General features: G+C 68.2%; 19 protein-coding genes and 1 pseudogene. 14 read left to right on the forward strand and 6 right to left on the reverse strand.

Annotation, left to right across the window (positions count from 1 at the left end):
* The 3 genes and pseudogenes from I73_RS29940 to I73_RS31150 all read left to right on the forward strand — a co-directional run.
* Positions 1 to 1,176: pseudogene (locus I73_RS29940) on the forward strand (PQQ-binding-like beta-propeller repeat protein); the annotation flags it as partial.
* Entirely contained in the window at positions 1,173 to 1,811 is a 639-nt protein-coding gene (locus tag I73_RS29945) for a c-type cytochrome (RefSeq protein WP_022982689.1), read from the forward strand. The pseudogene I73_RS29940 and the gene I73_RS29945, both read left to right, overlap by 4 nt.
* A gap of 109 nt (positions 1,812 to 1,920) precedes the next feature.
* On the forward strand, positions 1,921 to 2,688 hold the full coding sequence (locus I73_RS31150; RefSeq protein WP_148289891.1) for a polyprenyl synthetase family protein: 768 nt from the start codon (positions 1,921 to 1,923) through the stop codon (positions 2,686 to 2,688).
* A 12-nt stretch (positions 2,689 to 2,700) separates the two neighbouring features.
* Here I73_RS31150 and I73_RS29955 read toward each other — a convergent pair whose 3' ends face one another.
* Positions 2,701 to 3,462, reverse strand: coding sequence for a response regulator (locus I73_RS29955; protein ID WP_022982691.1), 762 nt, complete (start codon positions 3,460 to 3,462; stop codon positions 2,701 to 2,703).
* Positions 3,459 to 4,088, reverse strand: a complete 630-nt coding sequence (locus I73_RS22570; protein ID WP_022982692.1) for a helix-turn-helix domain-containing protein — start codon at positions 4,086 to 4,088, stop codon at positions 3,459 to 3,461. Before I73_RS22570 ends, I73_RS29955 begins: the two co-directional genes overlap by 4 nt.
* A gap of 112 nt (positions 4,089 to 4,200) precedes the next feature.
* Here I73_RS22570 and I73_RS22575 point away from each other — a divergent pair, with 112 nt between their 5' ends.
* Genes I73_RS22575 through I73_RS22590 form a run of 4 tightly spaced genes read left to right on the forward strand, consistent with a single transcriptional unit; the run spans position 4,201 to position 8,832 of the window.
* Positions 4,201 to 4,581 (forward strand): response regulator transcription factor, encoded by a 381-nt coding sequence (locus tag I73_RS22575; RefSeq protein ID WP_022982693.1) that lies wholly within the window; start codon positions 4,201 to 4,203, stop codon positions 4,579 to 4,581.
* Complete coding sequence (locus tag I73_RS29960; RefSeq protein WP_022982694.1) at positions 4,578 to 5,426, forward strand: HD-GYP domain-containing protein; 849 nt, start codon at positions 4,578 to 4,580, stop codon at positions 5,424 to 5,426. The genes I73_RS22575 and I73_RS29960 overlap by 4 nt, the downstream gene beginning before the upstream one ends.
* Positions 5,423 to 7,090: a PAS domain-containing sensor histidine kinase gene (locus tag I73_RS29965; protein ID WP_022982695.1), complete on the forward strand. Its 1,668-nt coding sequence runs from the start codon at positions 5,423 to 5,425 to the stop codon at positions 7,088 to 7,090. Before I73_RS29960 ends, I73_RS29965 begins: the two co-directional genes overlap by 4 nt.
* A gap of 23 nt (positions 7,091 to 7,113) precedes the next feature.
* Positions 7,114 to 8,832, forward strand: coding sequence for a hybrid sensor histidine kinase/response regulator (locus tag I73_RS22590; RefSeq protein WP_051049338.1), 1,719 nt, complete (start codon positions 7,114 to 7,116; stop codon positions 8,830 to 8,832).
* Positions 8,833 to 8,919: 87 nt separating this feature from the next.
* Here I73_RS22590 and I73_RS22595 read toward each other — a convergent pair whose 3' ends face one another.
* Both I73_RS22595 and I73_RS29970 read right to left on the reverse strand, forming a co-directional pair.
* A complete protein-coding gene (locus tag I73_RS22595) occupies positions 8,920 to 9,303 on the reverse strand; it encodes an HU family DNA-binding protein (protein ID WP_022982697.1) in 384 nt (127 codons plus the stop codon).
* Positions 9,304 to 9,391: 88 nt separating this feature from the next.
* The gene (locus tag I73_RS29970; RefSeq protein WP_022982698.1) at positions 9,392 to 10,840 is read right to left on the reverse strand and encodes a replication initiation protein; all 1,449 of its coding nucleotides are present in this window, start codon (positions 10,838 to 10,840) and stop codon (positions 9,392 to 9,394) included.
* A gap of 895 nt (positions 10,841 to 11,735) precedes the next feature.
* On the opposite strand from I73_RS29970, the gene I73_RS29975 reads away from it, so the two are divergent.
* The 7 genes from I73_RS29975 (at position 11,736) to I73_RS31155 (ending at position 22,892) form a co-directional block, all read left to right on the forward strand.
* Positions 11,736 to 12,986, forward strand: coding sequence for an AAA family ATPase (locus I73_RS29975; RefSeq protein WP_022982699.1), 1,251 nt, complete (start codon positions 11,736 to 11,738; stop codon positions 12,984 to 12,986).
* Positions 12,983 to 14,017, forward strand: a complete 1,035-nt coding sequence (locus tag I73_RS29980) for a ParB/RepB/Spo0J family partition protein (protein WP_083877007.1) — start codon at positions 12,983 to 12,985, stop codon at positions 14,015 to 14,017. Before I73_RS29975 ends, I73_RS29980 begins: the two co-directional genes overlap by 4 nt.
* Before the next feature lie 996 nt (positions 14,018 to 15,013).
* Positions 15,014 to 16,849: a tyrosine-type recombinase/integrase gene (locus I73_RS22615; protein ID WP_022982701.1), complete on the forward strand. Its 1,836-nt coding sequence runs from the start codon at positions 15,014 to 15,016 to the stop codon at positions 16,847 to 16,849.
* A gap of 57 nt (positions 16,850 to 16,906) precedes the next feature.
* A complete protein-coding gene (locus I73_RS22620) occupies positions 16,907 to 17,287 on the forward strand; it encodes a rhodanese-like domain-containing protein (RefSeq protein ID WP_022982702.1) in 381 nt (126 codons plus the stop codon).
* A gap of 131 nt (positions 17,288 to 17,418) precedes the next feature.
* Positions 17,419 to 18,399 carry a site-specific integrase gene (locus I73_RS29985; RefSeq protein WP_083877009.1) on the forward strand — a complete coding sequence of 327 codons (981 nt, stop codon included), beginning with the start codon at positions 17,419 to 17,421 and terminating at the stop codon, positions 18,397 to 18,399.
* Positions 18,400 to 18,711: 312 nt separating this feature from the next.
* Complete coding sequence (gene infA, locus I73_RS22630) at positions 18,712 to 18,981, forward strand: translation initiation factor IF-1 (RefSeq protein ID WP_022982704.1); 270 nt, start codon at positions 18,712 to 18,714, stop codon at positions 18,979 to 18,981.
* 143 nt (positions 18,982 to 19,124) lie between these two features.
* Positions 19,125 to 22,892, forward strand: coding sequence for a response regulator (locus I73_RS31155; protein WP_148289892.1), 3,768 nt, complete (start codon positions 19,125 to 19,127; stop codon positions 22,890 to 22,892).
* Here I73_RS31155 and I73_RS22640 read toward each other — a convergent pair.
* Both I73_RS22640 and I73_RS22645 read right to left on the reverse strand, forming a co-directional pair.
* Positions 22,862 to 23,599, reverse strand: coding sequence for a response regulator (locus I73_RS22640; RefSeq protein WP_022982706.1), 738 nt, complete (start codon positions 23,597 to 23,599; stop codon positions 22,862 to 22,864). The genes I73_RS31155 and I73_RS22640 overlap by 31 nt on opposite strands.
* Positions 23,596 to 25,068 carry an ATP-binding protein gene (locus I73_RS22645; RefSeq protein WP_022982707.1) on the reverse strand — a complete coding sequence of 491 codons (1,473 nt, stop codon included), beginning with the start codon at positions 25,066 to 25,068 and terminating at the stop codon, positions 23,596 to 23,598. The genes I73_RS22640 and I73_RS22645 overlap by 4 nt, the downstream gene beginning before the upstream one ends.
* Between the last annotated feature and the right edge of the window lie 118 nt (positions 25,069 to 25,186).

Genomic DNA, 25,186 nt, shown 5'->3' on the forward strand with positions numbered 1-25,186 from the left:
GCAGATCCCTGATCCGCATGTGGGCTACATCGAGACCATTGCAGCCGGAGCACTCGATCACAAGTGGCTAGTCGGCGCCAACGATGGAGAGTATGGCATGTGGGAGTTGCTGAAGCGATCTGTCGGTAGCACGGGGGCTGTAGTATGGGATTTATACAGCATTCCAGAGAAGGAGCGTGAAGGCATCTGGCCAGTCATGGATGCCGGGCGGCGGATAATATGGTGCTGGTCATCAGCCTGGAAAAGGCTCAACTGCCCAATCAGGGTGGCGACTTCTACAAGACGCTGGGCGGTGGCGTGTGGATGGCGCCAGCGGTGGACCGGGACACGCACACGGTGTTCTTCGTGGTGGGCAACCCCAGCCCCGATCTGTACGGTGTCGAACGGCCGGGAGACAACCTCTACACCGACTCGATGGTGGCGATCGACCTGAACACCGGCGCTTACAAATGGCACTACCAGTACGTGGCCCACGACGTGTGGGACCTGGACGCGGTGTCACCGGTCATCCTGACGGAGGCCAGGGACAAGAGCGGCCAGATGCGCAAGGTGGCCATCCACGGCGGCAAGACGGGCCATGTCTACGTGCATGACCGGGCCACCGGCGAGCTGATCCGCTTCAGCGAGGCCATGGTGCCCCAGGAGGCGATGTGGTCGCTGCCCACCAAGACGGGCGCGCGCATGCTGCCGGGCGCCAACGGCGGCGTGGAATGGAGCCCGATGGCCTTCAGCCCCAAGACCCGCCTGGTTTACGCGGCCAACCTGCACCAGCCCATGACTTACCACGTGGAGGAGGCCCAGTACCCCGGAGGCAAGCTGTGGCTGGGCGGGGCCTTCAAGGTGATCCCCGGCGAGAAGCAGTGGGGGCGGCTGGCCGCCGTCAATGTCGACACCGGCAAGCTGGCCTGGAAGGTGGACACCGAGCAGCCCCTGATCGGCGGGGTGCTGGCCACGGCTGGCGGACTGGTGTTCAACGGCGAAGGCAATGGCTACTTCCGCGCCTTCGACGCCAGCACCGGCAAGAAGCTCTGGGAATACCAGGCGGGGGCCGGTGTGAACGCCCCGGCCGTGTCCTACATGGTCCACGGCAAACAGTACGTGGCCGTGGCCGCCGGCGGCAACACGCAGCTGGACTTCAAGCGCGGCAACTCGGTGGTGGTGTTCGCCCTGCCATGAGGGCGCGCACCATCGTCACCGTCGCGCTGGTGGGTGCGGCGTTGGTCAGCATGCTGTCCCGGGCGCAGACCGACCCAGCGTCTGCGCCCGTGCCCTCGCGCATGGCACCCACCAACCCAGTGCTGCCTGCAGGGGCACCCGCCGGTGCCGAGATCTGCGTGGCCTGCCATGCCCACGCCGGCCAGTCGGACAAACCGCAGTACCCGATCCTGGCGGGGCAGACGCCGCGCTACATCTACCTGCAGCTGCGCGACTTCCAGGAAGGGCGTCGCCACGACCCGATGATGTCGGGCATTGCGGCCACGCTCACGCGGGACCAGATGCGCGAGCTGGCTGCCTGGTACGGCGCGCAAAAGCCGTATGAGCAGTCCACCTTCCAGGTGGACGCGGAGAAGGCCCGGCTGGGCAAGGCGAAGGCCGATGAGACGCTGTGCACCATGTGCCACCTCGGCGGCTTTGCCGGACAGAACGAGATTCCCCGCGTGGCCGGTCAGCACTACGCCTACATCGTCAAGCAGTTGACCGCGTTCAAGACCCGTCAGCGGACCAATGATGCTGGCAACATGACTGCGGTGTCGGCCACGCTGTCGGACGCCGACATCGAGAACATCGCGCACTACCTGGCCGGGCTGTAAGGGCGACCCACAGGCCCGAAACGAGCGGAGCAGGCCTTCCCCTAAAATGCCTGCTCCCCACGCCGGCGAACCCGGCGCTGCCCCTGGCCGCCCGCCTCATCTGCGCCCCGTGACCTCGAAGTACCCGGATTCCGTATTGCCCCGCATCCGCACTCTGGTGCAGGAGACCCTCACCTGCCAGGCGGAGACGGTTCAGCTCGCGCTCGAGATGCATTTCGCGCAGCGGCTGGGTGCCTTGCGGGGGCTGCTGGCCTGCTGCCTGGGCGAGGCACAGCCGGCGATGGACGTGGGCGTGGCCCTGGATCTGGTGCATGTGAGCCTGCAGCGCCTGCATGTGCGGCTGGAGGACGGCACCGGCGTGCCCGCCATGATGGGCACCGGCCCCTGCGTGCTGGCCGGCGACTACCTCACCAGCGCCGCCTTCAAGGTGCTGATCCGCTGCCGGGACCTGCCGGTGCTGGACCGGGTCGCGCGCACCATCACCCGCACCTGCGAACAGGACAACCGCGCGCTGGAGCCCGATGCCCGCGGCCTCAGCCGCAACCGCCGCCGCGCGGCCCTGGACCTGGCTCTGGCCGGGGTGGCGGCCGAAGCGGGTGCTGTCCTGTCCGGCCACGCAGAGCTGGCGCGGCCGGCGCGTCGCCTGGGCCTGCGGCTGCAGGCCCTGCACGCCCTGACCGCCCTGGTCGAGCACAGCGAAGGCGAGGAAGCCCGGGGCTACCGGGCCCGCGCGCAGCGGGCCCTCGAAGGCGCCCGACGGGCCGCCCGGCAGCTGGAACACCGGCTGGACCCCGCGCTGGGTCTGGCCGGCCGCGCCGGCGATCTGGTGAACTTCGTCGCACAGGCCTTGCGCCAGTCCAAGCCGACGCTGGCCTGACGCCGTCCCCGCTCAGCGGCTGAGCCGGGCCAGCACGGCGTCCAGCGCGCGCCAGAGCTCGCCCAGGCGATGGGCGTCCACGCCCGGCGCTTCCGCCGTCTTCTGCAGCTGCCAGGCCAGTTGGGCCGCCTGTGGCTCGCCCAGCAGACCCAGGACCGTGCGCAGGCTGTGGCCCAGGTGCCTCAGGGCCACGGCGTCGCCGCGCGCGCAGGCCTGTGCACCCGCGGCGCGGTCCACCGGGAACTGCGCCTGCGCCCCCGTGCGAAAGGCCTCGTACAACGCCTGGTCGCCATCGAAATGCGTGGCGATGGCCGCGGCCGCCCCCTGAGGCTCCTCGGCCATGCCGTCAGGCGGCACCCCGACCGGGTCGGGCGTGTCACCCGGGTCTCCGGGCCCAGCGGCCAGAGCGGCCTGGACGCAGTCGATCAAGGCCTTCACCGAGGCCGGCTTGGGCACCACCCGCCACACCCCCAGGGCGCGCCAGGCCGGTGGGATGTGAGCCCCCGCTTCGCCACTGAACACGGCCAGGCGGGCGTGGCCGCGCAGCGTGGCATCACCCGCCAGGTGCTCGAGCAGCCGCAGGCCGGACTCGCCGGCCAGGTGCAAATCGGTCAGCACCAGGCGCGCCGGCGCCTCCTGCAGGGCCGCCAGGGCCTCGTCCACCGTGGCGCAGGCCCGCACCACCACGGGCAGATCTTCCAGCGCCAGGGTCACGAACTGCCGGATGGCGGCATCGTCCTCCACCAGCAGCACCCCGGCGCGGGCGTCTGTCATGCGCCGCCCCCCACGGCCGCAGCCTGTGCCAAGAGCAGCGGCGGCAGGGCCGTCACCAGCTGGGTCTTGTGAACCACCGGCACCCCGTCCAGGGCCAGCGCATAAGGCCCCAGCTCTTCAGGCGTCAGCGAGGTGATCACCAACAGACGCATGGCGCTGAACATGGGCTGGGAGCGCAGGGAGGAGATCAGGGCCGCACCATCGATGCCAGGCAACAGCAGGTCGACGATCAGCAGATCCGGCTGCCACTGCCCCACCTGGGCCAGACCGACGATGCCGTCGCTGGCCACCTGGAAATCCGCCTCGGGCAGGGCCCGGCGCAGCAGCAGGCCCACGAGGTTCTGGTAGTGGACCGAGTCTTCGATGAGCAGCGCACGCAGCCGCCGGACCGGCGCCGCCGGAACGCTGGCCGACGCGGCGCCGGAGACGCTCGCCCCCTGCTGCCGGGATTGCCAGGCCGCCACCGAGGCCGGATCGATGCGGCGGTGGCCGCCCGGCGTCTTCCAGGCCCGCAGATCGCCGCGGTCGACCATCAGCTGGACCGATCGCACCGCCAGCCCCAGCAGGCGGGCCACCTCCTGGGTGGTGTAGGCGCCCGATGGCGGGGTGTCGTCTGGGCTGTTCATCCGTGGAAAAGTACCGTCTTGCGCAATTGCAGCTATTGTATCAATCTTGATCCTGCAAAATCTGCAAATATGATAATCACATCCGATTTCTGAACCGCTCCCGGACCCCATCATGAAAAAAGTGCTTGTCGTGGAAGACCACGCCGACATCCGCCGCCTGATCCGCATGACGCTGGAATTCGAGGCCTGCGAGGTGTTCGAGGCCAACAATGGGGCCAGCGGTCTGGCCCAGGCCCAGGAACTGCGCCCGGACGTCATCCTGCTGGACGTGATGATGCCGGGCGAACTCGACGGCCTGGAGGTCTGCCGCCGGGTCAAGGCCGACCCCGCGCTGGCCCACAGCCGCGTGGTGATCCTGTCGGCCCGCGGCACGGCCACGGACGTGGAGCGGGGCCAGCAGGCCGGCTGCGATGCCTATCTGGTCAAGCCCTTCAGCCCGCTGCAGCTGATCAAGGTGATCGACGAACTCAGCCCGTCCGGCGCCCAGCCATGAACGCCCCGCTGCGCAACCCTCCCCTGCCGGGAGACGCGAACCGGTTCGACACCGCATCGGCCGCGCAGATGGAGCAGCTGGTCATGGACCTGCGGCAGATGTACCACGAGCGCAATGCCGCGCTCGAGGAAGTGGCCGCGGCCCACCACGAGGCCCTGCTGCGACTGGCCCTGGCCGCCGACTACCGCGACACGGACACCGGCAACCACATCCTGCGCATCGGCTACCTGTCCGAGGCCCTGGCCCTGTTGATGGGCCTGAGCAGCGAGGCCGCGGCCATGCTGCGCAAGGCCGCGCCCATGCACGACATCGGCAAGATCGGCGTGCCCGATGCGGTGCTGAAAAAGCCCGGCGCGCTGGACCCCGAGGAGCGGCGCCAGATGAACGAGCATGCCGCCATCGGCGCCCACATCCTGGGCCGCTCGCGCATTCCGCTGTTCCAGATGGCGGCCGAGGTGGCCCAGACCCACCACGAACGCTGGGACGGCCACGGCTATCCGACCGGCCTGTCCGGCGAGGCCATTCCCATCACCGGCCGCATCGTCGCCGTGGCCGACTACTTCGACGCCCTGACGATGGACCGGGTCTACCGCCGCGCCTTCAGCGTGGAGGTGGCCCTGTCGATGCTGGCCGGCGAACGGGGCCGCAGCTTCGACCCCGCCGTGGTCGACATGTTCCTCGCCCACGCCCCGGCCCTGGTGGCCCTGCGCGAACGGATCAACGACAGCGGCTGCGCGGTGGAGAGCCTGGCCGGTGCCCCGCTGCTCCATGTGCGCAGGTTCCTGGCCGAGTTCGGCACCGCACCCGCAGCCAGTCCCCGCGCAGCCAGCGAAATGACGACATGAACGCGCTGCTCATCGGCGTTCCGGCCCTGGTGGCCCTGCTGGGCCTGGGCATCCTGGCCTTCGGCCTGTACGGGCTGCGGCGCAGCCGGGCACGCGGCCAGCGCCTGCAGAACGAGCTCGCGCGCGCGAAAGCGGAGATCCGCACACGCGAACGCGAGCTGCACGTGCTGCTGCGCAGCGTGCAGGAGCTGATCTTCCGCACCGACGCCGAGGGACGGGTGATCTACCTGAACGACCGCTGGCTGAACGTGGTGGGCGAACCGGCCCGCCGGGCCCTGGGCCGGCCCCTGCTGAACCTGGTGCCGCCGTCCTGCCGCAGCGACTTCGCGCCACTGCTGGACGCCCGCATGGGCGCCGCCCGCCGCAAGGGGCGTTTTCGCGTGCAGAGCGCGGACGGCGCGGTGCGGCATTTCGATGTGTCGGTGGTGCCCTGGTACACCGGCCCGCAGATCGCCGGCTATTCCGGCTCGGCGGTGGACGTGACCGAGCGGGTCGAAATCGAGGAGCGCCTGAGCGCGCAGCGGGATTTCAGCGCCCTGCTGCTGGAGATCAGCCCTCTGCCCATTTCGCTGGTGGACGAGGAAGACCGCTACATCACCGTCAACCAGGCCTGGGAAGCTTTCCGCGGGCTGCGGCGCGACGAGGTGATCCATCGCAGCGCGGCCAGCCTGCTCAATCCGGCCGAGTTGCCCATGCACGAGGAGCAACGTCAGCAGATGCTGCGCACGGGCGAGCGCATCCGTTACGAAGCCCGCATCCCCGACGCGCAGGGCATCGAGCGCGACGTGATCATCACCCGCGTGCTGGTGCCTAAGGGCGATGGCCATCCGGCCGGCATCCTCACGGCCCTCACCGACGTCAGCGAGTTCCGCGACGCCGAGCGGCACATCCGCGAGGCCCGTGACCTGGCCGAAGACGCCTCGCGCGCCAAGTCGGAGTTCGTGGCCAACATCAGCCACGAGTTGCGCACACCGCTGCAGTCCATCCTGGGCTTCTCGGAACTGGGCACCCTGCGCGCCCAGGAGCAGCCCCGCCTGGCCGCCATGTTCTCCGATGTGCACGCCGCCGGTCAGCGCATGCTGGCCCTGGTCAACGACCTGCTGGACGTCTCCAAGATCGAGTGCACGGTCGGCACCTTCCACCTGGAGCGCATGGACATCCGCCGGCCGGTGCGTACCGTGGTGGGCGAGCTGGCCCCGCTGCTGGGCGCCAAGCGTCTGCAGCTGGATCTGCAGCTGGGGGAACTGCCGCTGTCGGCCAAGGTGGACCCGCTGCGCCTGCAGCAGGTGGTGCGCAACGTGCTGGCCAACGCCATCAAGTTCTCCCCCGAGCGAGGATGCGTCGAGGTCGGCGGCGACCTGACCGTGGAAGGCGACATCCGCCTGTGGGTGCGCGACCACGGCCCCGGCATTCCCGAAGCGGAGCTCGAAACCATCTTCGAAGCCTTTGTGCAGTCGAGCCAGACCAAGGACGGCTCGGGCGGCACCGGGCTGGGACTGGCCATCAGCCGCAAGATCATGCAGGCCCACGGCGGCAGCATCACGGCGTGCAACATGCCCGACGGCGGCAGCCAGTTCGAGCTGCACCTGCCCAGCCGCGGCTTCTCCGACACCCTTTCCGGCGACCTGGCCCTGCAGGACACGTCACCGGCCCTGCTGCTCTGACTCCAACCCAGCCCCGTCCTGCCATGCCCCACCGCCCTCCCCCTTCCAGCCGCCTGCGTCTGAGCGTGATGGCCAGTGCCTTCGCGGCCCTGCTGTTGGTGATCGTCTGGTTGTCCGTGTTCGCCGTGCTGGCCTCCAAGCGCAGCGATGCCATCGAGGCCGAGCGACGTCAGAACGTGAACGTCGCCAACGTGCTGGGTGAGCAAACCTTGCGCGTCATCGCGACCCTGGACCAGGCCTGCCGCCGCGTGGCCGACGAAGTCGTGGAGCAGCCCGACCAGGTCCCCGACCTCGTCCGCTTTGCCAACGAGACCGGCATGGCGCCGCGCATCCTGGCCCAGCTCTCGCTGGTCGGTGCCGATGGCCGCTTCGTCGGCAGCAACCTGGACCCGGACGGCAGCAAGAGCAAGCACGTGGACCTGTCCACCCGCGAGCATGTGCGGGTCCACCTGGATCCGGCGTCCCTGCCCAAGGACACGCCGCAGCTCATCAGCGACGGCCTGTTCATCGGCAAGCCGGTGCTGGGCAAGGTCTCAGGCAAGTGGACCATCCAGCTGTCACGTCGGATCAGCGATGCGCAAGGACATGTGCTGGGCGTGGTGGTGGCCTCGCTCGACCCCAGCTACTTCGAGGATGTCTACCGCGGGGTGGATGTCGGCCCTCAAGGCTCGGTGGCCCTGATCGGGGCAGATCTGAGCCTGCGCGCCCGCGTGATGGGCGGGCAGAGCAAGGGCATGGGCACCCAGCTGACCCACACCCCGATCCAGGCCTATCTGGCCGATCCGGCGGGCAGCTACATGGCCCCCAGCAGCACCGATGGCATCCCCCGCCTGATCGCCTTCCGCCGCGTAGCCAGCTACCCGCTGGACGTGACGGTCGGCACCTCGCTGGAGGACGCGCTGGCCGCCTGGCGCAACACCCGCTCGGTGATGCTGACCCTGACGGCCGTGCTCAGCGGGGTGGTGATGGTGGCCACCGTGAGCTTCGTGATCGGCCTGCGCCGGCTGGAGCGCACCAACGACGCGCTGCGGATCAGCGAGGCCCAGGCTCAGGCCGCGAGCCGGGCCAAGAGCGAGTTCCTGGCCGCCATCTCGCACGAGCTGCGCACGCCGCTGACCAGCATCCGCGGCTTCGCCGAGCTGATGGAGCTGCGCCTGGAGCAGCCCAAGTTCCGCGAACAGGCCGGGCTGATTCGCAAGGGGGCCGAGCACCTCAACGAGTTGCTGACCGAGATCCTGGACTTCACCAAGCTGGAAGCCGGCGCCATGCCACTCAATGCCGAGCCCGTGGTGCTGCGCCCGCTGATCGATGGGACCGCCAACTTCTTCGCCATCGCCGCGGCTGCCAAGGGTTTGAACCTGGAGGCGCAGGTGGCCGACGATGTGCCCGAGGAACTTCGCTGCGATGGTCTGCGGCTCAAGCAGATCCTCAACAACCTGCTGTCCAACGCCGTGAAGTTCACGCCCGAAGGACAAATCCAGCTGCGGGTGGAACGTGGCGAGACCAGCGTGCTCTTCCATGTCCAGGACACCGGCCCCGGTATCCCGCCGGAGATGCAGGAAGCGGTGTTCGAGCGCTTCCGCCAGGGCGATGCCCGCGTCAGCTACGAGCATGGCGGCACCGGTCTGGGTCTGGCCCTGGCCCGTGGCCTGGCCGAGCTGATGAAGGGTCACCTGACCCTGGTCTCGCGCCCCGGCGAAGGCGCCTGCTTCACGCTGAGCCTGCCGCTCGCGCAGGACTGAGCGGCCCGCGCTCCCATGAAAAAGGGCTGCCTGTGCGGCAGCCCTTTTCGCTTGGCTGGTGAACGCCGCGAGGCGCTCACAAGACCCTCACTTCTTCTTGGCAGCGGCCTTCTTGGCAGGCGCCTTGGCAGCGGTCTTCACAGCCTTCTTGGCCGGAGCAGCCTCGGCCTTCTTGGCAGCCTTCTTGGCGGCCGTGCGCGGATCCACCACGGCCTTGAAGGCGGCGGCCGGCGTGAAGCGGGCGGTCTTCATGGCGCCGATCTTGATGGCTTCGCCGGTGGCGGGGTTGCGGCCCTTGCGCGCGGCGCGCTGGGCTTGCTTGAAGGTGCCGAAGCCGGCGATCGTGAAGCTCTCGCCCTTCTTGACCGAGGTCATCACGGTCTGGGTCAGGGTCTCCAGCATGCGGGCTGCGGCCGCCTTGCTCACCTCGGCCTTGGTGGCCAGCAGTTCAATCAGTTCGCTCTTCTTCATCGATGTCTCTCTTCACCGGCGACATGCCGGCGCCCCGCGATTGTCGCGCGCTTCTGGCCTGCTGCAGAAGGCGCCCATGCCGACGAGGTCAGGCGTCGCCGAGTTCCGCCGCGATCTGCAGCAGCTGTTGCGGCGTGGGCTTGTCCCATTGCTCGCCCAGGCTGCCCACCGCGTAGTAGCGCACCATCTCGGGCAACACCATCGGGTGCTGCCAGCCGCTGGTCTGCAGCCGCTTGCGGATGGAGGGATGCACCTGGCGGCGCTCCATGTCGGCCAGCAGATCGGCCGACAGCGCGCCCTGCCCTTCCGGCGACATCGCGGCGATCTGCGCGACCACCTGCTCGCGGCGTCGGCGGATCCACTCCTCGGCCCAGCGGGTTTGCCGCTTGGCCTGGGCCTCCCGATTGTTGTCGGCAGCGCGCGCCTCGCCACCGGCCCCGCTGGCCGCCGCAAGCGCGGCCGGCTCGGCCGCCTCGGCCGCCTCGGGCTCCGCAGGCGGTGGCACCTGCCCGGGCATCAGCGCGCGCAGGTAGCGGTAAGGGTCCTTCAGCGGCTGGGGGAAGGACGAGGCGATGCGCTGCGCCAGGATCTCCAGGGCCGCCGCCATGGCCTGCCCGCCGAACGCCTGCAGCAGATCTTCGGCCTTGTCTTCGTCCACGCCCAGGTCGCGTGCGCGGGCCACCAGGCTGAGGTCGATCGGCTCGGGCGGCTGCTTCAAGGCCAGCGGGGTCTGGGACTTCGGGCGGATCAGGAACTGGATCTCGCTGATGAAGCGCCCGTCCTTGTGTTCCTGCAACTCCACCTCCAGGTCCGTGACAGCACTGACCTCGGCCATCGCGGGCTTGAGCGTGTCGCGCTTGAAGATGCGGTATTCCAGCTTGGCCGTGCGCTCCGAAGGGGGCTGGCCGCTGAGCACCGGGTGCCACCAGCGCCAGGGCTGGCGGGAGGTGCGGCCGATGTCCTTGTAGCGGGTGCAGATCTCGTAGAGAGCGATGCCGGCATGCGAGCGCAGCTGGCTGATGATCTCCAGCTTCAGGCGCGCAAACACCGTGGGCTCCAGCAGCTCCTGCTTGAGGTTGACGGCGTAGGACCATTCCACCCACACCTGCCCGCGTTCCTTGGTCAGGCGGGCATGGGCCAGCAGACCCGAGACGTTCCAGGCGGCGCCTTCGCCCGTGGTGGGCGACTGCCACTCGACCGTGGTCGAGACCATGGCGCGCAGGTGCTTCTTGATCAGGGCGTGGTCGTTGGAATCGAAATCCACCCCCCGGACCACGCGGTCCAGCGGCACCCGGAACACGTCCTTGTCCAGGCCCTGGTCCTGGGCCTCGTACAACAGCACGTTGTAGGCCTTGCGCCCCAGCGAGGTGATGCGGGCCGACTTGGGCACGATGGCCAGCGTGTTGACCGGCTTCTTCAGAGGCGCCGGCGGACGGGCCCCGCTGTGGGCCGGCGTTCTGTGCAGGCGAGGGGGCAGGGCGCTCGATCCCGTGTCCGGGGTCGAAAGGGCAGGGGCGTCGGGCTCCGGAGTCGGCATGCCGCGACTCTACCTCAGATGTGAATCAGCCCACTCACCTGTATTTCCCGGGGGGAGGGCGGTGTTCCCGGATCGCCGGAACGGCCTTGGGAGAAGGTGAGGAGTCTCATGCATCCGTACTCCTGAAGAGTCTCACCCGGAGTCACACGGAGATTTTTCGGGAGATCTGTCCGTTCGAACAAATCGCCCAGCACAACACAGCGCCTGTTTTCCTGAAAAGTCTCCAGATCGCTCGGAGAAGGGCGCCTCGGCACCCATTCAGGTGGAGAGTTTTCGGGGGCCCCGCCATCTCAGGCCAGGGCAGGGCGTTTGGCGAGCCCCTGGCGGGCCTGTCCTTCAGGATGCCGGCCTTCTGCAACCTGCACCGGGGCCTGCGAGGAAGGCGATCGCTCCCGTTTTCTCTCACCTTCGGTCCGGGCCAAGGTCTTGCAGGCCTGATGACGGGTCACCAAGCCACGGCAGAGGGGGCAGGGCAGAGGGGTGCGGGGCCATGAGGCGCCCATTCCCCGTGTCCCCTCACGCTGGATCCTGCTTTCTCGCCGAGGGCTCCCGCTTCAGCACACGTCCGTTCCTGAAAAGGCTCCACCCAATCCCGAATCCACTCACGCAGGCACCCTTAAGTACTTGTCATCCATGGAGAATTTGCCCGCTAAAGGTATTAAAGGGTCTGAAGGATTCATACTTTCCTAAACCGGTGGGGCACCGAATGGAACAAAACAAGCCCGAGACTTCGAACCAAAGGGCCTGGGCTTGATCACTTTCCGCAGTGTTGAACGGTTCAACACGCATTTGACGAAGCTCTGCCCTTTCCACCGAGAGCGTTCCTTGACAAAATACGGGCTTGTACGCACATCACCGTCAAGGTCGCACCGACCCGTCGGGAAGGAGAATTCCATTGGACCGCATAGCTTTCAAATCGCCTGCGCCGATCTCGTTGGCAGACATCGCTGACCAGGCAGAACGCGCTGTCGCCATGATGGCGCAAATTCGCACGGCCATGCTGGCCCCCACCGCCCGGAAGCTGCCACCGATCTTCAACCTGAGCCAACTGGCTGCGCTCTGTGGCATCGAGAAGGGCTCATTGAGCCATCGCCTGGGGAAGAGCGATCTGCCCGCTGGCAAGCTCAACGAGGCGGGCAGTCGCCGTGAATTCAGCCTGGAAGAAGCCCGGGCCTGGATCCGTGAATATCGCAAGGACTGGCTGCGCCCTCCCGGGGCGGAGGCCGTGACCATCAGCATCGGCAACTTCAAGGGCGGTGTGAGCAAGACCACCACCGCTGTGACCTTGGCACAAGGGCTGTCCTTGTTGGGGCACCGTGTACTGGTGATCGACACCGATCCTCAGGGCTCGCTGACCACCTTGTTCGGCATTCTTCCCGACACGGAGGTGGAGGAGGGTGACACGATCCTGCCGCTGGCCATGGGCACGGAGACCTCGATCCGTTATGCCATCCGACCCACCTATTGGACCGGCATCGATCTCGTGGCGGCAGCCCCGGTGTTGTTCGGTGCGGAGTTTGCCCTGCCGGCGCGCCAAACCCAGGAGCCTGGCTTCGAGTTCTGGCGGGTGCTGGACCTGGGCATCGACGATGTGCGTGACGAGTACGACGTGATCATCATCGACACGCCGCCGGCCCTGTCTTACACCACGATCAATGCCTTCATGGCATCCAACGGCATCATCATGCCGCTGCCGCCCAACGCACTCGACTTCGCGTCTGCCTCCCAGTTCTGGAGTCTGTTCTCGGATCTAACCGCGGAGCTGCTCACCAACCGCGGGCTGACCAAGGAGTTCGATTTCATCCACATCCTGCTGGCCCGCGTTGATTCAACCGACGCCGCCAGCAACATCGTTCGCCAGTGGATCGGGCAGACCTATGCCGAGAAGGTGCTGCCGGTGGAGATCCCCAAGACGGCCGTCACGGGTGTGACCGCGGCGGAGTTCGGCACCGTCTACGACGTCGCGAAGTACGACGGCTCCGCGCGGACCTTCAAGCGCGCTCGGGACGCCTACGATTCCTTTGTCGGCCACATCGATGGGTCCATCCGCTCTGTGTGGGCCAAGCAGGCCACCGCGGCAGGGCAGGGGAGGGCAGGGGTGTTGAACGGTTCAACAGGCACCGGCAAGCAGGGGGCTAAGCGATGAGCAAGAAGTTGGCGGCCAAGGCCGGCCTGATTCAGGCCTTGAATTTGCCCCCGACGGCCTCTCAGCGAGCTGCTGCGGAGCCGACGCCGGAACCGGTTCGGCCCAAGACAGCACCGGGTTCCATGCTTCAGTTCATGTCGTCGCAGAGCGCGGCGATCAAGGAAGCCGAGGATCTGAAGGAGCGGCTGAAGGCCTTCGACGGTGCCAGTCCCGTGCGCTTGCTGGACCCACGGTCGGTCCGCCCTTCAAAATGGGCCAATCGACATGACGCTTCCTTCGAGAGTGCGGACTTTGCGGAGCTGAAGGCGGAGATTGAGTCTGCCGGCGGCAATGTGCAACCCGTCCGCGTGCGCCCTCTGGCGAATGCGTTGAACGGTTCAACAGACGCCGTGGCCTACGAGATTGTGTTCGGGCATCGTCGGCATCGGGCCTGCCTGGAGCTCGGCATTCCCGTGCGTGCCCTGGTGGAAGATGCCTCCGATCAGGAACTCTTCGAGGCCATGGAGCGGGAGAACCGCGGTCGGAAGAATCTCAGTGCCTGGGAGCAGGGCTGCATGTACCGCAAGGCCCTGGACGAGGGGTTGTATCCCTCGCTGCGCAAGCTTGCGGAATCGGTGAAGGTGGATGTCTCCCTGGTGTCCAAGAGCGTGTCCCTGGCCCGCCTTCCAGAGGCGGTGGTGGCCGCCTTTCCCTCTCCGCTGGACATTCAGTTCCGCTGGGCTCAGCCGCTGGCCGAGGCGCTTCAGAAGGATCCGGATGGGGTTTTGCAACGCGCCAAACGCATCAAGGAGGAGGGCAGGGCGCTTGCCCCCGTTCAGGTCTTTGACCGGCTTTGCAAGCCGGAAGAGGGTGACGGTGCGCGCGATCGCGTGGAGGTGTCTTCCCATCGGCTGCTCCGACAGGGAAAGCTGGCCGCGACCGTGCAGTCGGACGCAAAGGGCCGGGTGACTGTCAAGCTGGAGCCTGGGGCGATCACGCCAGAGCGCTATCAGCAACTGCTGGGCTGGTTGGATGGCTTTGTGAAAACCTGAGCACGCGCTGCGTCTGAGCAGAGAAGAAAAGGGAGGGGCTGCGGCCCCTTCTTTTTTGTGCGCCGGCAGTTGTCCGTCTCCTGACGAGCCGAGCGGGTCAACCGAGTCGGGAAGGGCGCGTGAAGGGCAGTCGGGTGGATGGAGACAGGGCAGGGGAGGGTGGGGGAGGGCATGGCAGGGATCGCCACAGGGCTCGCTCAGCCGACACAGGGGAGGCTGTGGATTCCGGGCCGCTCTCGACGCGATGGCGCCTGCGCAGGGGCATACCGGTCCGTGGCAGAAATTCCGGAAGTCAGATGCGGCGGCGCACCGCCTTGCGCACATTGCCCGTGCCTTTGGCGCCGGCGCGCCTTCGCCGAAACGGATCCGGGGCGGTGAGGCGATGAGCCGCACTCGGATCTTTCGACGTCTTCGGACCTGTTGCAAGCCACCTGCGCAGCGCCCTTCATCAGGATCTCTGACCGGATCTGTCTCCGTCGATCGGTTGGTTGTTGATGTGCATGTCGGTCAACGGGGGGGCTCCTTCTTGGCGGGCTTCCCGTACATCACCCGGTGCGGGTACGGGTGCTGGCCGTCGGGCGATGCCACCGAGGCGGCTCCTCGTGCGTCATCTGTGGGCCATGGGGCGCCAGGAGTTCGTGAGGCTGCGGGGGCATCCGCGCCGCTCACGTTGCGCGTGATCAGCCGGCCTCACGAACAGGCGCTCACTGCTGTGGAACTTGGCCGAATGCGGTGCGCCGCTGCATTCGATCTGGCGGGCTCTGGCTAAGTCATTGATATGCCAGGACTTTCGGTCGGGCCTTAATTTATTGCATGATTTGACGGCAATTTTTAATACTAAGATTATTACGATAATCTTAGTTAAAAGAGGCTATGATCGGGCAGGGCGCGCAGCGGCCCCCGCTGTTGGGGCGTATCGGCCTCGGCGCACCTCGGCCCGATGGGTCGGGATGCTCGCAGCCGAATCCTGCAGTGCCTGCATCGCTCGCTTTCGCCATGACGCTTGTTTCTTCGCCATCCCATTCCACAGGCGCCACCTGGCCTCGCATCGGCCAGCACCATTTCGCGCACCTGCGCGCGGTGGCCGAGGGTCTGTCCATTCAAGAGTCGGCGCTGCGCTACCTCGGCATCGACCACGGACACCAGGCCATCACCGCCCACCGACAGGTGGTGGACCGCCTGCGCGGCCTGGCCCGTCGCCGGGGGCTCTCCGCCTGGCGCCTGGTGGGCCTGACCATCCGGGTGGGCACCGGGGATGTGCGCCCTTCCCTGGAAGACTTCATCGCCGAGCGGGATCTGGATGGTTGGACCGAGGCCGAGGTCGCTCAGCTCTACGAAGAGGCCTTTCCGGCAGATGCCCGCGCCGAGCGGCGCCGCCGCCTGCGCGACCGGCAACTCGCCCTGCTGAAAGATCTTCAGTCGCTCGCCGCTGAAAAGCCCTCTCCCGAAGATCGCCTGGAAGGCTGGTTCGATCCGGTGACGACATCACGCCTGGCGCAGGCTGGCCTGCTCCTGCTGCGGGACCTTCAGCAGAGGATCCAGGGTGGCGGCCATTGGTGGCGAGGACTGCCGGCGGTCGGCAGGGTCAAGGCCCACCGTCTGGCCCAGTATCTGAACCTGCTGCTGCCTGAGAGTGAGCCGCTGGCACCGTGCCCCTTTCAAAATCCGGAGACAGCGCGGGCACTGGCTTCTCCGGATGCCGGCGGCGCGCTCGTCCAGGCGGGGCTGTTTTCTGGACGGCCGGTCACGCACGGTGCGCCTGGCACCGCGGTGCTCACCGGTGCCCGCAGCGACGCCGAGGTGATTGAAGCCTGGGTGGCCGCCCGTGCTGGAACGGCCCCCACGGCCAAGAGCTACCGGCGCGAAGCCCTGCGTCTGCTCTTGTGGCTCACCCACGAGCGGGGCAAGGGCTTTGCCGACGTGCAGGTCGAAGACTGTCTGGCCTACATGAGCTTTCTCGAGCACCTGCCCCCGGCGTGGATCTCCCGTCGCCACAGCACCGTGCTGGGCGAGGGCTGGGCCCCGTTTCGCGGGCCGCTCAGTCTGGCCAGTCGGCGTCAGGCGGTGGTGGTGTTGGGCAGCTTCTTCGGCTGGATGGTCAATGTGGGCTACCTGCCCTCCCGCAATCCCTGGATGCTGATCAACCGCCGCACCGGCGACGACGCTCAGCAGTCGATGCTGGACAGCCGGGCCTTCACGCCCGAAGCCTGGTCCGCGATGCTGCTTCACCTGCAGGCACAGCCGCCCGATCCTTCCCGGGCCCGGATGCTGTTCATTCTGGGTTTCGTCGAAGCCACGGGGCTGCGGGCCTCCGAACTGGTGGGCGCCACGATGGGGGCACTCCGCCAGCATCGGGGTCGCTGGGTTTTGCAGGTGCACGGCAAGGGGGCGCGCAATCGCTTGGTGGCGGTGCCGGGCCAGGCCCGGGAGGCCTTGCAGGACTATCTTCTGGACCGCGGTCTGGGCCCCTTGGGCCAGCAGCCGCCAGAGACTCCGCTGCTGGCGCGGCTGGGAGATCCGGCACAGGCCATCGGCTACCAGGCGCTTTACCAGACCATGAAGCGCTGGGTGCGTGAGGCCATCCTGGGCAGTGGGCTGACACCGGCCGAAAAGGACGTGGCCTTGCGTGCCTCGCCCCACTGGTTGCGGCACACCTTCGGCACCCGTGCTCTGGAACGCCGTGCGCCGCTGGAGGTGGTGCAGCGCCAACTCGGCCACGCCGATCCGCGAACAACCATGCGTTATGCGCACGCCCAGCTCGAACGCCTGCAGCAGGAGATGGATGTGGCCTTTGGTGAGGATCGCCCGACTCAGGACGATGCGACTCCGTGAGCCGGTGTCGACCATGTACGATGGGGGGTATTTTCATCACCTCTTGAAGACACCACCATGAAGTCAGCACACGACTTGGTCGCCGCGGCGAAGCAACGCATCGAGGAAGTGGCTTTGGCCCACGCCGAGCAGGCGGTCCGGGATGCGGATCTGGTTCTGGATGTCCGTGAGCCGGACGAGTACGCGGCAGGTCACCTGCCTGGTGCGGTGTCGGTGCCCCGTGGTTTGCTGGAGTTCAAGCTCAGCGGCACACCGGGCATGACGCCGCGGGATTTGAAGGTTGTCGTGTACTGCAAGAGCGGTGGCCGCGCCGCGCTGGCGGCAGCTTCCATGCAGGACATGGGCTATCTCCATGTGGTGTCGCTGGCGGGCGGCTTTGACGGCTGGCTGTCGGCCGGCTATCCGGTGACGCGGCCCGAGCAACCTTCCTTTGACTGAGGTTCCGGCGGGAGCGGGAGCTCCCGCTCATTCCCGTGGGCTCAAGCACGCTCTAAAATGAACTAACGGCAAATTTGTTCTCTGGGCAGCCTATTGGCTGTTCATCTCGGCCCATCGCTGTTAGTTCATTTATGAATCGACTCTCTGCTCCCGTCACGCCGGCCGCCTCTTTTGATCTGGCTTGGGCGCTCTGGCAGCAGCGCGCTCGGGCACGCGCGCTACTGAGAAAGACCACCTCCGAGGAGGTCTATGCCTCCGTCTGGCGGGCGCTGGCCTTGTGGTCCAGTGGCCGGGGCCTGGCCCCGCAGGCCCTGCGCGCCAGCGACCTGGCTGCCTTTCTGGCGGACCGGGCTGCGGCCCACGGTTTGACACCGCGCCACGCCTGGCGCATCACCCGGTTGGTCGAACGAGTGTTGCTGATTTACCACCAGGAACTGGGCCTTCCGCCCTCCTCCGCGGTCGGACAACTGCTCGAACAACGCCCCGACATCCGGTATGCCAACGCCAGCCGATTCGACGAGTTGCCCGAGGCCCTCCCCCCACGCGAAGCGGCGTGCGTGGCGCGTCACCTGGCCCAGCCTCATCAGCAAGGCGAGCCTTGGCAGGCACAGCGCAACCGGGCAGCCGTGGCGCTGCACCTGGGCGCGGGCCTGACCCCGGCCGAGCTGCGTGCGCTGCGCCTGCGGGATGTCTCCTCCCAGGGCATGGCGACGGTCGTCCACCTGCCGGCGGTGGGCGGGCAGCCGGGGCGCCAACTGCCCCTGCCGCCCTGGGCCCAGCGGGCGCAGGCCTCCTGGCAGCAGCTTCGGGCCGAGCTCGGCATCCCCGGCGAGCAATACCTGCCCTCGACGCGGTCCACCGGCAAGCCCTGGGGCAAGGTGTCTCATCACGAGGGCATCAAGTCGGTGCTGCAGGCGGCCGGGCTGGACCCTGCCCAGTGGAGTGCCTACGGTCTGCGCCACAGCTTCGCCCTGCATGCGCTGCACCGCCGCACGCCGCCGGCCGAACTCGGTCGATGGCTGGGGGTGACCGAACCCGACGTCCTGGAGCGTTATCAGCGCATCCGCCAAGAGATGCTGGAAGAGGCTGCATGGCTGCAGGAAACCTCATAAAATAATTAGCTTGACCACACCAGCGATCTCGGGTTCGCTTTCGGCACTCACGCAAACACGGCGGGAGGGTTGCGGCAACCGGGCTCCAGGCGCACCTCGGTCCTCGGCCCATCCCGGGCGGTCCGGCCGGTGAACTGGGTCCGTGGTCAGCGCTGCATCGTCATGCAGACCGCCGGAGCCCCCAAGCGAAGCGCCTGCGGCCCCACCCACATGGGCGGAGACCCGACGCAGGCCTGGTGGCCGTGCGGGTTCCGCACCACACACTGTGTGGCGTCATGCCAAAAACGCCCCGCTGATCATCTGGAGAAGAACATGGCCAAGGAAGAACTCATCGAGATGCGCGGCATCGTCAACGAAGTCCTGCCGGACTCTCGTTTCCGCGTGACGCTCGAAAACGGGCACGAGCTGGTGGCCTACACCGCCGGCAAGATGAAGAAGAACCACATCCGCATCCTCGCGGGCGATGCCGTGTCCCTGGAACTCTCGCCTTACGACCTGGGCAAGGGCCGCATCACCTTCCGTCACCTGGACCGCAGTGCACAGCCCGCCGGCGGCGGCGGTGCCCCGCGTCGCCGCAACTGATCTCGCGCCAGGCGCGCCGAGCGCGAAACAGGCCGGCACACACCGGCCTGATGCCCATTGTCAGGATGGAAGGCTGTGCTAGCGTGGCAGGGCCTGCCTGCCCGACCCTGATCATGATGGCGGGTCTTTGCTGAAGTACCGCCGTGCCTCTTTCGCGCTCCTCTGCTTCAACACGCCCCCCCGACCTGCCAGGCTGGCTGGGGCGCCCCACCTTCGTGGGGTTCAGCCTGCTGTGGTGCCTCCTGACCGGCGTGGCACTTCAGCAGGGCATTCGGTGGCAGCAAAAGCAGCTGGCCGACTCATTCGCTTCGGAAGCGCGCCTGGACGCCCAGATCCTGGGCGGCTGGATCCAGGAGCGCAACGCCGAGCTCCGCTTTCTGCAGAGCAGCGAATACCTGGCCGATCTCGGCCGACAGGTCCGCGCCGGCTCGCCAACCGCCCATGAGCAGCTGGGCAGCCGCTTGCAAACCTTTGTCCGACCCAATGGCGCCGACCGCGTCGCCCTGATCGACCACGACGGCGCCACCCTGGCCATCGCTCCTCAGGCGGCCTCCATGCCCGGGCTGCCCATGCCTGCCGCCCGAGCGCCCCTGCACACCGAACCGCCAGATGGGGCCGAGCTCATCGGCGTCCCCTCGGCAGATGCCCGGGAACTGCGCATCGTGGTTCCGCTGCTGAAATCGGGAGAGCCTCTGCAAAGCCATGCGGTACTGCAGCTGCCTTTTCAGCAGCGTGTGTCGCAGTTGCTGCAGGAGCGCATCCAGGCGCGGCCTGAGCAGGTGCTCCGCATCTGGTGGCAGCCCGGAGACGGGAACTGGCGTGGCCTCGCATTGGGACAGGCACCAGACGCCGCGGTGATCACGGCGCCAACCCTGCCAACAGACGACCTGGGCTCGCGCAGCCCGCTGCGTGGCACCGGCTGGTGGTTGACCGTCGGGCCGGCTCCCGATGCACTCTGGCAGGCCAGTTGGCGGGGGGCCCTCGGCACGCTGATGCTGTCGGGCTTGCTCTATGCTGTGGCCGCGCTGGGGCGGCGCACCCTGCGACAGCAGTTCCAGCTGCGACACGCCGCACATCTGGACCGCCACCGCCAGCGCGACCTTCAGGAACTCGGCCTGCTGGCTGCCATCGCCCAGGGCGCGGCCGACCTCATCTTCGCCAAGGACCTGCAAGGCCGATATTTTCTCTGGACGCCCCGAGATCCCCAGGCACCGGGCCCGCTGACCGAGGAGGTGCTCGGCCACACCGACGCCGAACTGTTTGCCCCGGAGATCGCCGAGCAACGCGCCCGCGAAGACAAGGAGGTCCTGGACACGCAGAAGACCTTCCACTACGACCGCAGTCAGGCCGACGGTCGCCACCTCCTGGTCACCAAGGGGCCGCTGCGCGACGCGCAAGGGCAGCTGATCGGCCTGTTCGGCGTGCTCAGGGATGTCAGCGAGTCCCGGCAGCTGCAGAAGGAGGCCCGCGAGGAGACCGCGCTGCGACAGGCCTTGCTCACCAATGTCCATGACGGCATCGTCGTGCTGGACAGCCAGGGCGCGGTGGTCATCGCCAACCCCAGCTTCGCGGCGCTGCTGGGGCGCAGCCTGGAGGAGACCGCCGACCTGCATGTGTGGGACTGGGACGCCCAGTGGTCACGCGAGGAACTGCTCGCCAAACTGCAGGACCTGACCGTCGACACATACCTGATCGAGACCCGCTTCCGCCGCGCCGACGGCGGCTCGGTGGACGTGGAGATCAGCTCCAAGCACATCACCCTGGGCGATCGGCAGCTGGTGCTGTGCGACTGCCGGGACATCACAGAACGCAAGCGCATCCAGGCCGAGCTGGAACGCCACCGCCACCATCTCGAACAGCTGGTGGTCGAACGCACCGAGGCCCTCCAGCGTGCCACCGCGCGGCAGTTGCGCACCCTGCAGTTCAGCCAGGACGTCGCAGACAACATGCCCGGTGCCATGAGCTACTGGGACACGAAGCTCGTCTGTCGCTTCGCGAACAAGGCCTACGCCCAGACCTTCGGCACCACCCCGGACCGACTGGTGGGCACGGCCATCGAGCACACCGCCGTGCATGCCAGCTACCTCATGGCCCACGCCCACGCGCAGGCCGCGCTGCGGGGCCAGACGCGTGAATTCGAGCTGGAGACGCTGTCGCCCCAGGGCGAGCGCGTCTTCTGGTGCACCTACCAGCCCGATATCCAGAACGGCGAAGTGCGTGGCGTGTTCGCCGGCTTCCGCGACATCACCGCCCGCAAACAGGCCGAGGTGGCGCTGCAGCAACTCAACCTGCAGCTGATGCAGGCCCGCGACCACGCCGAAGCGGCCAGCCGAGCCAAGAGCGCCTTCCTGGCCAACATGAGCCATGAGATCCGCACCCCGATGAACGCCATCATCGGCCTGACCCACCTGCTACAGCGCGAGCTCACGGTGCCGGAACAACGGGAGCGACTGGGCAAGGTGGAAGGCGCTGCCCAGCACCTGCTGGGCGTCATCAACGACATCCTGGACCTCTCCAAGATCGAGGCCGGCAAGATGACGCTGGACATCACCGACTTCGCGCTCGATGCCCTGCTGTCGCGCATCACCACGCTGGTGGCCGACAAGATCCGGGCCAAGGGCATCGAGCTGGTGATCGACACCGACCACATGCCCGCCCGCCTGCGCGGCGATGCCACAAGACTGTCGCAGGCGCTGTTGAACCTGCTCAACAACGCAGCCAAGTTCACCGAGCAGGGTGTCATCACCCTGCGTTGCACCCTGGTCGAGGAAAGTGCGGGCTGGCTGCGGGTGCTGTTCGAGGTGCAGGACACCGGCCCCGGCATTGCCGCCGACCGACAGGGGCAGCTCTTCCAGGCCTTCGAGCAGGTCGACAACTCCAGCACCCGACGCCATGGCGGCACCGGACTGGGTCTGGCCATCACCCAGCGGCTGGCCGAGCTGATGGGTGGCAGCATCGGGGTGGACAGCCAGCTCGGACAAGGCAGCCGCTTCTGGTTCACCGCCCGCTTCCAGCCCGCCGCAGCGCCGGCCGAGCGGGCCCGGGCCGCGCGGCTGTCCGGCCGGCGGGTGCTGGTGGCCGATGACCTGGCCGAGGCGCGCCAGGCCCTGGGAGACATGCTGCGTCAGATGGGGCTGGACGTGCAGGAGGCCGCGGACGGAGGCGAGGCGGTCGCACGCTGGCATGCGGCCCTGGAGGATGGCCGCCCCTATGACTTCCTGGTGCTGGACGCCCTGATGCCCGGCATCGACGGCCTCGAGGCCCTGCGGCACATGCGCCAGCGGTCAGCAGCCCATGTGCCGCCCACCTTGCTGGTGACCGCCAGCGACGACGCCTCCCTCTGGAACCAGGCCCGGGCCGCCGGCTGCGCGGCGGTGCTGCTCAAGCCGGTCACCGCCTCGGCGCTGCTGGACCATCTGATGAACCTGGCCTCGGACCAGGGGGTGGCGCTGCCGAAGGCCGCTCCTGCTCCCCTGGCCCTGGACGACGAGAAGGCCCTGCGCGAACAATGCGCCGGCGCCCACATCCTGCTGGTGGAGGACAACCCGGTGAACCTGGAGGTGGCCACCGAGCTGCTGCGCCATGCCGGCCTGCAGGTGGACACCGCCACCGACGGCAGCCTGGCCGTGCGGGCCGCGGCGGAGCGGGCCTACGACCTGATCCTGATGGACATGCAGATGCCCGAGATGGATGGCCTGCAGGCCACGCGCCGCATCCGTGCGCTGTCGGGCCATGCCCGCACACCCATCATCGCGATGACCGCCAGCGCCTTTGCCGAGGACCGTGCCGCCTGCCTGGCCGCCGGCATGAACGACCACATCGTCAAACCGGTGGCCCCCGAGGTGCTGCACGCCACGCTGCTGCGCTGGCTGGGCCACACTCAGCCGCCGGCCCCGCCCTCCCAGGCATAGCCCACGCCATAGACCGAGCGGATGGGGTCGCTGTCGGGCCGCGCCGCCTCGAGCTTGCGCCGCAGGTTGCGGACATGACTGTCCACCGCGCGGTCGGTCACGGCCCGGCCGTCCTCGTGCAGCACATCCAGCAGCTGGTCGCGCGAAAACACCCGCCCCGGCGTGCGGGCCAGGTGGCGCAGCAGGCGGAATTCGGCCGGGGTCAGGTCCAGGGCCTCGCCCTGCCATCGCGCCCGCAGGGCCGCTTCATCGATGAACAATTCCGGCGCCGCAGGCTCGGCCGCGGGGCCGTTCGCGGGATGGGTCGCCGCCTGGAGCCAGGCCTGGCGCCGCAGCTGAGCCTGCACGCGGGCCACCACCTCGCGGGGCCGATAGGGCTTGCAGACATAGTCGTCGGCCCCGGCCTCCAGTCCGATCAGGCGCTCCACCTCTTCCACCCGCGCCGTCACCATGATGACCGGCACGCGGCTGAAGCTGCGCAGCTCGCGGCACAGGCTCACGCCATCGCGGCCGGGCAGCATCAGGTCCAGCAGCACCAACGCCGGCGGCCGCTGCCGAATGGCGTCCAGCACCCCGCGGCCGTCCCCCACGATCTCGGTGCCGAAGCCCGCGGCCTGCAGATAGTCCTGCAGCAGGGCCGCCAGCTTGGGCTCGTCCTCGACGATCAGCACCGTGCCCGGCCCGGACGATGTCACCAGCTTGTTCATCCGGCGCCCCCCCTGCCGACCGCGCGCGGAGGATGGGCCAGGCGCGGCAAGCTCAGACGCACGCAGACGCCGCCCAGCGGCGAGGCCAGCGCCTCGACCCGTCCGCCATGCGCCAGCGCGATGTTGCGGCAGATGGACAGGCCCAGGCCTGCGCCACCGGTACCGCGGCTGCGCGAGCCTTCCACCCGGTACAGGCGCTCGAACAGGCGCGACAGCGCCTCCTCGGGCACGCCCGGCGGGGAGTCATGGATCTCCACCCACAGCACATCGGCGCGTGCCTCCAGCGAGACCTCCACCCGACCGGGTGCATCCGTGTAGCGGTCGCTGTTGGCCAGCAGGTTGTCCAGCAGCTGCTGCAGGCGGCCCTCGTCGCCCTGCACCCGCCAGTCCTGGGCACCGGCCGGCAGCGGCAGCAGGCGCAGGTCCAGACCGTGCTGCCCGAAGTGCCAGCGGTGCTCGGCCACCCGCCGCTCCAGGAAATCGGCCAGCGCCACCGGGGCCATGCGGTAGCTCAGGGCCCCGGCGTCGGACAGGGCCAGCTCGTTGAGGTCGTTCACCAGCTCGCCCAGGCGCTCCACCTCACCGCGCAGCGAGGCCAGGGCCTGCGGCGTCACCGGGCGGATGCCGTCCACCAGCGCATCCACCTCGCCCGAGAGCACGGCCAGCGGCGTGCGCAGCTCGTGCGAGACATCGGCCAGGAAGTCGCGCCGCAACGCCTCGTGTCGCGCCAGGGTGTTGGCCAGGGCGTTGAAGTCCTGCGCCAGCTGCCCGACCTCGTCGGGGCTGTCCACCTCGACCCGTGTGTCATAGGCCCCCGCAGCCAGGCGGTGGGTGGCCGCGGCCACGCGCCGCACCGGCGCCAGCAGGCGGCGCGACACCCACCAGGCGATCAGCGCCGCCAGCACGCCCGCCACCCCGGCAATCAGCAGGTTGGCCTGGGCCTGCCGCCGCCCGAAGCGCACGGCACCACCCTCGGTCACGCTCTGGAAGGGCGCCAGCACCAGCCAACCCACCGTGCGCCCGTTCACCTGCACCGGCAGGCGCTGCATGCCCGGCTCCTGGTAGCGAAAGCCCGCCACCCACTGGTTCTGGCTGTCCACCACACCCAGGCGCACCGAGGCACCGGTCAGGTCCGAGGTCGGCGGCACACCCTGCAGGGGGTTGGCATCGGCGGGCAGTTCCTCGCCGGCCACCGGCCGCAGCAGGTGGAACCAGCGTCGCGGCTCCTCGCGCAGGAAGTCCCAGCTGCCATGCTCGGCATAGGCCCGCTCCAGCCGCGGCCCCACATAGGCCATGCGCTCGGCCGCCAGGTCATTCAGGTAGCCCAGGAACTCGCGGCGGAAATTCCAGTGCGTGGCCATGCCCACCAGGGCCGACACCAGGATGCCGGTGCCGAACACCGCCAGAAAGATCCGCACCGACAGGCTGGTGCGCGGCACGGGACGCCGCCAGAACCGCAGAAAGCGCATGCCTGGATTGGGCCAAAGCCGCACCCGTCCGGCAAGCCCGTCCGAGCCGGCCCGCGGGTTCCTCGTTTTTTCTGCACATTCGGGGGTCAGCATCGGTCCATCCTCATCCAAGTTGTCT

Origin of the sequence: Ideonella sp. B508-1, assembly GCF_000333615.1 — a bacterium.
Lineage (GTDB): Bacteria > Pseudomonadota > Gammaproteobacteria > Burkholderiales > Burkholderiaceae_C > Ideonella.